This is a genomic window from Actinomadura montaniterrae (genome assembly GCF_008923365.1).
GTDB classification, from domain to species: Bacteria; Actinomycetota; Actinomycetes; order Streptosporangiales; family Streptosporangiaceae; genus Spirillospora; species Spirillospora montaniterrae.
This window is the reverse complement of record NZ_WBMR01000095.1, coordinates 23,616-33,516: the sequence shown is the minus strand read 5'-3', so window position 1 is coordinate 33,516 and position 9,901 is coordinate 23,616. Positions and strand designations below refer to the sequence as shown.

General features: G+C 73.1%; 13 protein-coding genes. 4 read left to right on the top strand and 9 right to left on the bottom strand.

Translation table 11 applies throughout. The features are described from left to right. A partial coding sequence (locus tag F9B16_RS27935) for a CAP domain-containing protein (protein ID WP_192809027.1) occupies positions 1–593 on the top strand: 593 nt, incomplete at its 5' end. Between the two features lie 30 nt (positions 594–623). On the opposite strand, the gene F9B16_RS27930 is transcribed toward F9B16_RS27935, so the two are convergent. From F9B16_RS27930 to F9B16_RS27915, 4 genes are all read right to left on the bottom strand, one after another. Further along, positions 624–2,078 (bottom strand): sigma-70 family RNA polymerase sigma factor, encoded by a 1,455-nt coding sequence (locus tag F9B16_RS27930; protein ID WP_151543186.1) that lies wholly within the window; start codon positions 2,076–2,078, stop codon positions 624–626. A 226-nt stretch (positions 2,079–2,304) separates the two neighbouring features. Next, positions 2,305–2,541 (bottom strand): DUF397 domain-containing protein, encoded by a 237-nt coding sequence (locus tag F9B16_RS27925; protein ID WP_151543185.1) that lies wholly within the window; start codon positions 2,539–2,541, stop codon positions 2,305–2,307. A gap of 44 nt (positions 2,542–2,585) precedes the next feature. Then, positions 2,586–3,611 (bottom strand): hypothetical protein, encoded by a 1,026-nt coding sequence (locus tag F9B16_RS27920; RefSeq protein WP_151543184.1) that lies wholly within the window; start codon positions 3,609–3,611, stop codon positions 2,586–2,588. 1 nt (position 3,612) lies between these two features. Further along, positions 3,613–4,074, bottom strand: coding sequence for an RNA polymerase sigma factor (locus F9B16_RS27915; RefSeq protein ID WP_151543183.1), 462 nt, complete (start codon positions 4,072–4,074; stop codon positions 3,613–3,615). A 547-nt stretch (positions 4,075–4,621) separates the two neighbouring features. Here F9B16_RS27915 and F9B16_RS27910 point away from each other — a divergent pair. Continuing rightward, positions 4,622–5,059 carry a VOC family protein gene (locus F9B16_RS27910; protein ID WP_151543182.1) on the top strand — a complete coding sequence of 146 codons (438 nt, stop codon included), beginning with the start codon at positions 4,622–4,624 and terminating at the stop codon, positions 5,057–5,059. A gap of 30 nt (positions 5,060–5,089) precedes the next feature. Here the strand turns inward: F9B16_RS27910 and F9B16_RS27905 are convergent, their stop codons facing one another. The 4 genes from F9B16_RS27905 to F9B16_RS27890 all read right to left on the bottom strand — a co-directional run bounded on the left by F9B16_RS27905 (position 5,090) and on the right by F9B16_RS27890 (position 8,097). Continuing rightward, positions 5,090–6,385 carry an MFS transporter gene (locus F9B16_RS27905; protein ID WP_151543181.1) on the bottom strand — a complete coding sequence of 432 codons (1,296 nt, stop codon included), beginning with the start codon at positions 6,383–6,385 and terminating at the stop codon, positions 5,090–5,092. Next, complete coding sequence (locus tag F9B16_RS27900) at positions 6,382–6,954, bottom strand: ArsR/SmtB family transcription factor (protein ID WP_151543180.1); 573 nt, start codon at positions 6,952–6,954, stop codon at positions 6,382–6,384. Before F9B16_RS27900 ends, F9B16_RS27905 begins: the two co-directional genes overlap by 4 nt. 131 nt (positions 6,955–7,085) lie before the next feature. Continuing rightward, complete coding sequence (locus F9B16_RS27895; protein WP_192809026.1) at positions 7,086–7,658, bottom strand: dihydrofolate reductase family protein; 573 nt, start codon at positions 7,656–7,658, stop codon at positions 7,086–7,088. Between the two features lie 169 nt (positions 7,659–7,827). Beyond that, positions 7,828–8,097, bottom strand: coding sequence for a winged helix-turn-helix domain-containing protein (locus tag F9B16_RS27890; protein ID WP_225991997.1), 270 nt, complete (start codon positions 8,095–8,097; stop codon positions 7,828–7,830). Positions 8,098–8,256: 159 nt separating this feature from the next. Between F9B16_RS27890 and F9B16_RS51255 the strand changes: the two genes are divergently transcribed. Beyond that, positions 8,257–8,541, top strand: coding sequence for a hypothetical protein (locus F9B16_RS51255; RefSeq protein ID WP_192809025.1), 285 nt, complete (start codon positions 8,257–8,259; stop codon positions 8,539–8,541). 112 nt (positions 8,542–8,653) lie between these two features. On the opposite strand, the gene F9B16_RS27885 is transcribed toward F9B16_RS51255, so the two are convergent. Next, positions 8,654–9,406 (bottom strand): helix-turn-helix domain-containing protein, encoded by a 753-nt coding sequence (locus F9B16_RS27885; protein ID WP_151543177.1) that lies wholly within the window; start codon positions 9,404–9,406, stop codon positions 8,654–8,656. An 87-nt stretch (positions 9,407–9,493) separates the two neighbouring features. Between F9B16_RS27885 and F9B16_RS27880 the strand changes: the two genes are divergently transcribed. Further along, positions 9,494–9,877 carry a nuclear transport factor 2 family protein gene (locus tag F9B16_RS27880; protein ID WP_151543176.1) on the top strand — a complete coding sequence of 128 codons (384 nt, stop codon included), beginning with the start codon at positions 9,494–9,496 and terminating at the stop codon, positions 9,875–9,877. Positions 9,878–9,901 lie beyond the last annotated feature (24 nt).

Sequence of the window (9,901 nt, the reverse complement as noted above, 5' to 3'; positions counted from 1 at the left end):
CGAGCGGCTCGTCGCTGTCCCCGAGCGCCGCCGCGCCGCCGAGCCCGGTCGCCGACGCGCCGCAGCCGTCGCCCAGCCGCAAGCCGCAGCCGAAGCACCACAAGAAGGCGAAGCCGTCGCACAAGCCGACGCCGCGGGCGACGCGGCACCGTCCCGCCACGACGGCGCCCGCGAAGCCGAAGGCCCCGGCCGCGCCCGTGGGCGGGACCGCCGGACGGTACGCCTCGCAGGTCGTCGCGCTGGTCAACGCCGAAAGGGCCAAGCACGGCTGCCGCGCCTTGACCGTCAACAGCAAGCTGGCGCGGGCCGCGCAGGGGCACTCGGCCGACATGCACGCCCGCAACTTCTTCGACCACACCAACCCCGACGGCAAGGACCCGGGCGACCGCATCACCGCCGCCGGCTACCACTGGTCCTCCTACGGCGAGAACATCGCCAAGGGCCAGGCGACGCCCGCGAGCGTGATGCAGGCGTGGATGAACAGCTCCGGCCACCGCGCGAACATCCTGAACTGCGGGTTCAAGGAGATCGGCGTCGGCGTGGTGCTGAGCGGCGGCCCGTACTGGACGCAGGACTTCGGCACGAGCCGCTGACCACCCGGGCCACCTCAGGCGGGGGTCGGCTCAGGCGGGGGTCGCGAAGTCCTGGGTCCACCAGGGGCCGCCGGACCCCCGCACGAAACCCACCCCGATCACCGTCAGCCCGCAGTTCAGGATGTTGGCCCGGTGGCCCTGGCTGTTCATCCAGGCCGTCACCACGGCGGGCGGGGACGCCTGGCCCTGCGCGATGTTCTCCGCCCACGCGCTCCATCGGAACCCGGCGGCGGTGATCCGGTCGCCCGGGTCGGTGCCGCCGGAGCCGCGGTGGTCGAGGGCGTGCCGGGACGCCATGTCCTCCGTGTGCGCCTGCGCGGCCTTGTGCAGGGCGGGCGAGACGCGCAGCGGGCGGCATCCTGCCTTCGCCCGGTTCCGGTTGACCAGGTCGACGACCTGCTGTTCGAGGGTCGGCTTCGCCTTCTTGGCGGGAGGCGGCGCGAGGTGCTCCTTGACGGACGTGGCGCCGGACCGCGGCGTCGGCGTGCGCGACGGCGTCCGCTGCGCCGCGGCCGGCGGGTCGTTGCGCGGCGGTGGGTCGTCGGGCGAGCCGTCCCGCATGCCCCAGAAGACCACCGCGGCGCCCGCGACGCCGACGGCCGCCGCGCCCGCCACCCACTTGGCCGCGGCCATCCCGGCGCCCTTCGCCGCGCTCACTGCGCCGGCACCGGACGCGGCGGTCGGCGTGGACGAGGCCGTCAGCGCCGCCGGGAGCGCGTGCAGCGGGTGCGCGGCGGGCAGCGGCACCATGACCAGGCCCGCGAGCAGCGCCTCCGGCGGCAGCAGGTCCCGCTGCCGGGCGCCGCAGGCCCGGCACCCGCGGACGTGCTTGGCGACGCGCTTGCGCCACAGCGGCGACGGCCGCCCGTCCCACTGCGCGAGGACCGGGGCGAGCGCGCCGCAGCGCCGCTCCGCCCCGACGACCCGGACGACGGCCCGGCACGTCGCGAGCTGCTTCTTCATCCGCTGCACCCGGACCGCCGCGTGCGCCGCCGACACGCCCAGCGCGTCGGCCAGCTCGCTCCGGGTCAGATGCCCCGACGCCTCCAGCCACCACAGGCCGAGCAGCTCGCGCTCCCCCGGGTCGAGCCAGCGGGTCGCCTCGGCGATCTCGCGGCGCTGCCCGGACAGCTCCAGCCGCAGCACGGCGGCCTCGGCGAAGTCGGCCTCGGACGCGGCGACCCGCGCGATCGCGTCCGGGTCCATCGGCGTCCCGCGCTGGAGCGACGTCCAGCGGCGGCGCACCTGGTTCATCGCGATGGACACGAGCCAGGAGCGGAACCGTCCGGGCTCGCGCAGGCCGTGCAGCCCGCCAAGCGCGCGCAGCACCGAGTCCTGGACGACGTCGTCCACGTCGGCGTGGCCGTCGAGGGCCCAGCCGACCACGTTGTACAGCAGCGGCAGGTGCTCGGCGACCAGCCGCTCCCTGGCCTCGGGGTCGCCGTCCTGCGCCGCCCGGACCAGCAGGTCCACGTCCTCGCCCACGCGCCTCACCGTCCCTCCAGCGGATCGCCCCCGACCCCCTGGAGACCTCCCGAGACACCGCAGATAACAACAAGCACACCATTCCCGGCAAGTCACCTGCCCTCAGTACGTGCCGGACGGCCCCGCGGTTCCGGCAGCAGCCGTCCACCGGCGAGCCCGTACGGTTCTCCCGCAAAAAGGAGCGGGACCGGCCCGCCCACAAGGCGGACCGGTCCCGGGCGGGCCGTCAGGCCCGCAGGTCGAAGGCTCCTTCCATGGCACGGCCCAGGAACCGGGCGGCCTGCTCGGTCGCGATGACCAGCGCGCCTCGGTCGGGGGCCTTACTGTCGCGGACGCCGATGGTGCCGTCGGACATCAGCGCCAGTTCGACGCAGTAGCTGTCAGCGGCCGAATGGCTGCTCTTGCGCCAGGTGCGTCCCCCGACGCTTCGCGGGCGCGCGGGTTCTCCCAAGGCTCTGCTCATGCGAGCGGTTGTCCTTTCTGGGCGGAATCGGGCTGCGGCCGGCCTCACGACGAAGTCTCCGGCGAGGCCGCCGGGACAGGCGCGGTCGGCTGCGTGGGCGTCGGGCTGGGTGCGGTGGGTGCGGTGGGTGCGGTACGGCGCCGGTTCGCTTCCTCACCGCCCGTCCCGGTGCCCGGCGCAGGGGACGCGGTCTCCGCCGGCGTCCGGGCCGGCGATCCGGGCCCCGGCTGCACCGGGGTCCCCTTGACGGTGATGTCCGTCATCACGCATTCCCCTGCCTGGGAGCCGGCGGACGGCGGGGGATGCCTGACGCCCAAGGTGATCTCCGCGGTCGGCTTCTCGATGGAGAAGGTGACGGGAGTCGGATCGGTGGTGGGCGGCCTGCGCTCACCGCGATAGGTGCCTGCGGACGCCGACCAGAGGCAGGGCTCGTCGGTGTTCCGGGCGCTCACCACGGCGGTCAGTTCCACCTGCTCGGCCTCGGCTTCCAGGCGGATCTGGTGTTCGCGGACGATGACCTTTCCCTTGACGATCCATGTCCCGGTCGGCGGGTTCTCCGCGACCTCGGGAGGAGATCCGGCATTCGGTGCGCCCGGCGGGCCGGCGGTGTGCCGCGGACCGGAACCGTCCACGGCGGTCCGGCCCGACAGCGAGGTCTTGATCGGAACGCTCCGCCCTCCCGCGAGCCGCCGCGTTGGCGACGGCTGCGGCGACCGCGCCTGCGGGGAGCCGAGCGCGACGTCGCCGGGTCGCCCGCCGCGCTCATCCTGGAACGAGGCGAGGCTCAGATAGGTCCCGATCCCGAGCAGGACCACCGTCCCGCCGATGACGAGGACGAGCCGGACGCCGCCGGTCGGTACGAGCCCCCGCTGGAGGAGGCCGCGGAGCGCGGCGGCATGGCGGACCACCTCGGCACGGCGCTCGGCGGCCCGGTGGGCGCGCAGCCGGCGTCGGAAGCGCTTCAGCGCGGCGCGCTCGTCGACGGCGACCGGGGGGACGCCCCGCATCTCCGCCGCGGCCATCGCCCGGAGCAGCGACTCGAACTCCTCGTCCGATTCGGAGTATCCCATCTCATTCCGCCTCTTCGTTGTCCTGGTCGATCTGGAATTCTTTCCGCAGCAACTCTTTCGCCCGCCGCCACCGGCTTTTCACGGTCTCCAGGGGTATACCGATATCCTCATGGATCATCGGGATCGTCTTGTCCTGGTAGATGCGCATGAACACGATGACTCGGAGGCCGAGGTCGAGGCGGGCCAGCGCCGACCGGAGACGGAGGTCGTCCGCGGCCTCGCCGGAAGGACCCGAGAAAGGGTTCCGAACACCCCCGTCCGACTCGATTTCAAAACCGACGGCATCGATCTCGTGACGGTTCTGTTTCTGCCCGAAGGATTTCAGGCAGGCGTGGTAGGCGACTTTCCGGACGTACTGCTTGGGGTCGCGCCCCTCCTCGACGATCTTCCTGAGCGTGGCGGGGTGCCTCCAGAGCTCGAACGCCACCACGCCGGCGATGTCCTCCACCTCGTCACGGCTCATCCGAAGGCCCCGGGCAGTGCCGCGCGCGATCTCCAGGACCTGTCCGAAAATTTCATTTTCGTCGAAAACCTCCCGCCCGGGCCGATTCCCGTGGAACATCCTTTGAACCCGCTTTCACTATTGGACCTGGCGTCCGTACTTGGCGAAACCCCGCAGCCGGCCCGGGCGACTTCGCGAACACGGAACCGCGACTATCCACCGGCGAGCACCTGCTGCCTATAAAGAGTCGCTGGGAGGAGCGAAAGGGGTGCGCCCCCGCCAAAAAGTTTTTTCGGATGCGGCTTCTATTGAAAAATGCACACAAAAAAGATGAGGGCCGCTGTTGTCCTGCTCGACCGCTTTCTCCCGACTCGGTCGGCTCATCGCCCCGACATGGACGGCGTTCGTGGCGGCGCCTGGCCTCGCCCGCCCGTGCGGGGAGGCCGAGGGGCCCTGGGGGCGACCGTCCGATGGCGGCGCTTGTCACGCACGTCAATCGTGAGATGATCCATCACCTGGCGGAGGCGTGCCTGCTCCGCGACCCGTACCTGCAGGAAGGCGGACTGACGTGGCGCGCGAGACCCAGGTGACCTTCGACTGCGCCGACCCGGCCGCGCTGGCCGCGTTCTGGGCCGAGGCTCTCGGCTACCAACTGCAGGACCCGCCCGGGAACTACAGCACCTGGGACGAGGCGCTCGACGCGATGGGCGTCCCGCCCGAACGCCGCAACGACGCCTCGGCGATCGTCGACCCCGACGGCGCCCGCCCGCGCCTGTTCTTCCAGCGCGTCCCGGAACCCAAGCAGGCCAAGAACCGCGTCCACCTCGACGTCCGGGCGGCTCCTGGCCTCACCGGCGGCGAGCGGATGACGGCTCTGGAGGCCGAGGCCGAGCGGCTCGTCTCCCACGGCGCCACCCGTATCCGGCGCCACGAGCCCGCTCCGCCGCTCGGCGCCGGCCACATCGTGATGGCCGACCCCGAGGGCAACGAGTTCTGCCTCGACTGAGCCCCCCCTCGCACCCGCCGGGCGCGGCGGTCAGTCGCGTCCGGGCGCCGCCGCCGGACGGTCCGGCAGGTCACGCTGCCGGCGCAGCGGCCCGGCCAGCAGGATCGTCCCGGTCGCCGCCAGCCCGGCCGTAATGATCCACATGGCGGGGCGGACGCCCAGCGCGGTGCCGAGCGTCCCGCCGAGGAGCGCGCCGAGCGGGATGCTCCCGTACCCGACGAGCTGCATAGTCACCGTGACCCGGCCGAGCAGGCGGCGCGGCGTGTAGACCTGCCGGAAGCTTCCCTTGAGGACGTTGCCGACTGCGGCACCGGCGCCGGCGGCCAGCCCGCCCGCGACGGCCAGGGCCAGTCCCGGGCCCGGCGTGGTCAGCGGGATCAGCAGCCCGAAGGGCGCGGCACCGGCTTCGGCGGCGAGCAGCGCGCGGGCCGAGCCGAAGCGGCGGGCCAGGGCGGTGGCCGAGACGGCGCCGAGCACCCCGCCGGCGCCCGCCGCGGCGGTCAGGGCGCCGACCGCGCCCGGGCTTACCCCCACCTCGCGGACCAGGAACACGACCAGGATCGACTGGTAGCCGACCAGCCCGATGTTGCTGGCCGCCGAGAACACCGTCAGCACCCGCAGGTAGGGATCCGCCGCCACGAAGCGGAGGCCCTCACCGATCTCCCGGCGCAGCGTGCCGCCGTGCCCGGCCCGCCGCCGGCGGGGCTCGCGCGTCCGGATCGCGAGCAGGCACAGCGCCGAGACCAGGAAGCTCGCCGCGTCGGCGAGCAGCGCGTTTACCGCGCCCGCGAGCTGGGTGATCAGGCCCGCGGCGGCCGGGCCGCCGACCTCGGCCGCGGCCTCGGACGCCTGCATCCGGGCGTTGCCCTCGGCCAGCTCGTCCCCGTCCAGCAGGGACGGCAGGTAGACCTGGCAGGCCGTGTGGAAGAAGACGCTCGCGGTGCCAGCCCCCAGCGCGACGGCCAGCAGGTGCCCGACGCTCAGCCGATCCAGCCACGCCGCGACCGGGACGCTGAGGAACAGCAGCAGCGCGGCCAGATCGCAAGCGAGCATCACCGGGCGGCGCGGCAGACGGTCCACCCAGGCGCCGGCCGGCAGTCCCACGAGGAGCCAGGGCAGCCAGGCCGCCGCTGGGAGCAGCGCCACCTGGAACGTGCCGGCGTCCAGCGCGGTGACCGCGATGAGCGGCAGCGCCACACCGGTCACGCCGCTGCCGAGCTTGCTGGCGGTCTGGCCGATCCACAGCGACCGGAAGTCCCGGTGCCGGAACGGGCCACGGCGCCGGCCCCGGGACGCGTGCGGCGGCGCGGCCCCAGTGGCCGTCACGGCTGCGCCGGAACCCCGTGCGCGAACAGGAAGACGGGCTCGCGCGCCTGCCCGTCGTCGGGGACGCCGCGCCGCTCCCACCGGTCCAGCACGGCGAGGATCTCCCGCTCCAGCTCGCCCAGCTCGGCGGGGGTCAGACGCAGCCATGTGTCGACGGAGAACGCGGCCCCGTTCCAGGCCGGCCGCTCCTCCCGGACGGCGAACCAGGCGCGGACCAGGCCGACCTGCCGGTCGAGGCCGAGCGAGACCGCCGCGCCGGCCACCGCCTGCCGGGCCGGATCGTCGTCGAAGTCGGCGGTCACCCAGCGGATCTCGGGGGCCGCGAGCCGCCACCAGCGCTCTCGCCGGTCCCGGGCCAGCTCCGGCGCCTCCACGATCAGGCCCGCCGCGCCGAGGACCTTCAGGTGGTGGCTGATGTTGGGCACCGCCTGCCCGGTCCGGCCGGCCAGCGCGCTCGCCGTGGCCGGGCCGTGCACCTTGAGCACGTCCAGCAGCCGCCGGCGGAGCGGGTGCGCCATCGCGGCGAGCACCCGCTCATCGGTCACCTTGGAGTCGTCCGCATCGGCCATGCGCGCCATGCTGGCACCCACCCCGGCCACTATGCAAGACATCTTGCGCAACTCATGTTGCACACACCATTAGGCCGAGGACGTGCGGCGTTCGGTAGGGGGATCCACGGAAGTGCATCAGCCCGGGCGGGTCAGCGGACGACGTCGAACACGTTCTTCTGGATCCCGTTCGCGTACGCCTCGTGCTCGACGAGCTTGAGCTTCTGCGCGTCCTTGTCCGTGTCGCTGAACAGCCGCTTGCCCGCGCCGAGCAGCAGCGGGAACACGAGCAGGTGGTACCGGTCGATCAGGCCCGCGTCGGACAGCGCCCGGTTGAGCGTGGCGCTGCCGTGCATGATGATCGGGCCGCCCTCGGTCTCCTTCAGCGCGGCGACCTCGTCCAGCGAGCGCAGGATCGTCGTCTCGCCCCAGTCCGAGACGAGGTCGCCCTCGCCCAGCGTCGTGGACACGACGTACTTCGGCATCACCTTGTAGTCGGCGAACTCCGCCATGCCCGGCCACACGGGGCTGAACGCCTCGTAGCTGACGCGGCCGAGCAGCATCGCGGCGGCCTCCTTCTGCTCCCGCCCCTTGATCTCGTAGGCCTCCGGCAGGAACTCGACGTCCTTGAACGTCCACCCGGAGTTCCGGTACCCGGGCTCGCCGCCGGGGGCTTCGACGACGCCGTCGAGCGAAACGAACGCGGTGCTGATCAGAGTGCGCATCTGGGGTCTCCCGAGCATCTCGTGGCGGTTCTCGTCGGGCGGGATCGCATCCGCCCCGGGGCCGTTCGCCCCACCATGGCAGACCGCCCGCGCCCGCAGAACTCATCGCCGCCCCCAACGACCGTTTCCGGCCGCCCGCCCCCGCAGATCCACCGGGGCCCGACGCCCGCTACCCGGCCTCCGGCGCCGTGCTCTCGAGAACGTCCAGCGCATCCGCCTTCACGATGACGGCCTTACCCGGCACGCCCCGCACGAGACCGCGCGCCTTGAGGATCTTCACCGCCTCCGTCGCCGTCCGCGGGGAGACGTCGCACTCCGCGGCCAGTTCCGCCCCGGAGGGGATGGCCGTCCGGGGCGGGTAGGTCCCGTCCGCAATGCGAGCGGCGACCAGGTCCGCCAACTGCACCCGCAGCGGCGCCTCCCCGTCCAGCTCGACCATGATCCAACGGTATGCGCATGTCGCGTATGCTTCTTAGCTCGCATAGGCTGCGCAGCGCGCGTAGGTTGCCTAAGCTTGGGGTGCCCAAAAAAAGCGGCCCGTTCGGCGGTGCAACGCCGGACGGGCCTAGGGCCGGACGCCCTGGGAGGCGAACGACCCATGACACCTGATGCTAGGGCGCGGCTTGAGGCGCTCGGGACGGTTCTGCGCGCGCACGGGCTGAGCGCGTGGTTCACGCCGGACGGCCTTCATGTCGAGAACCCCGATGCGGACGGCTGCTGCACCGTCCACCCCTGCCTGGTCATGACCGTGGAGCCGCGCGCGGAGGACGGGGGGCGGCCGTGGTTCTGGACGGGGTGGCGCCGGCCGGTCGCGGAGGTGGAGCGGGTGGCGGACGCCATCCTGGCGGTCAAGGGGCTGCTGGACGGGACGCCGGGGCTGTGACCGCGCTCGTGACGGCGGCGATCGCGCTCGCGGCGGCCGTGTCGGCGAGCTGGGCGACCGCGCTCACCGTGGGACGCCGCCCGAGGTACGTCGGCCGGCACCGTGCACCGTTCTAGCCCTCGAAGTGGGCGGCGGTCTGGGGGTCGGCGGGGTAGTACGACTCGATGGCGACCTCGTCGAGGGTGATGTCCTGCGGGGTGCCGAAGGTGGTGATGGTGGAGAAGAGGCGCAGCTCGCGGCCGGCGTGCCGGACGATCATGTGGATCATGACGTCGGAGTCGGCGGGGGCGTCGCCGGCCGCGGGGGCGAGGAGGTCCTCGTAGAGGGCGGCGAGGCCGGGGTCGGGGGCGGCGGCGAGCTGGCGCCTGACCCGGGCGCGGAACACCGCGCGGACGTCGGCGTGGTTGACGACGAGGCGGGCGAGTCCGCGCGGGTCGAGGCCGAGCCGCAGCAGGTTGACCGGCGGGCGGAGCAGCTCGGGGTCGACCTCGGCGAGGAACGGGTCGACGGCGCGGTTGGTCATGATGATGTCCCAGCGGCGGTCGAACGCCAGCGCCGGGTACGGCTCGTGCGCGCGGAGCACCCGTTCGACGGCGTTCCGGGCGGCGGACAGGGCGGTGTCGTCGAGCGGACGTTCGGCGTAGCGGGGAGCGAACCCGGCGGCGAGCAGCAGCGTGTTGCGGTCGCGGAGCGGCACGTCGAGCTGGTCGGCGAGCCGCAGGACCATGGCGGCGCTGGGGTTGGACTTGCCCGTCTCGACGAGGCTGACGTGCCGGGCGGACACGTCGGCGGCGATCGCGAGGTCGAGCTGGCTGAGCCGCCGGCGGTGCCGCCACTGCCGCAGGAGCTCCCCGACCGTGTGCACGGTTCCCGAGGGTACTCAGCGTGGCGCCGGACGCCATGAAATGGGATTACATCGACAATCCGAAGAGGCCCCGGAAACACTGCGGCCATGACGAACAAGGACATCGTCCAGCAGGCACTCTCGGAACTGATCGCGACGGGCAGCACGGCGGGGCTGGCGCCGCTGCTCAGTGGCGGCTTCGTCCACCACCGGCCGGACGCGACGTCGTCCACCAAGAAGGAGTGGCTCGCGGCCGTGGAGGCGGCGCTCGTGCCGCTCGCCGGCATGGAGGTCGAGATCCGGCATCTGCTGGCCGACGGCGACCACGTGGTGCTGCACACGCGGCGGCGGCTCCCGGACGGCGGGCCGGAGATCGCGGTCGTCGACATCTGGCGGGTCGAGGGCGGGCTGATCAGCGAGGCGTGGGAGATCATCGAGCCAGTGGCCCAGGCCGCCGCGAACCTCACCTGGTGGGAGCCCGCCGCACGCTGACCGAGGGCGCCGGATTCACTACGC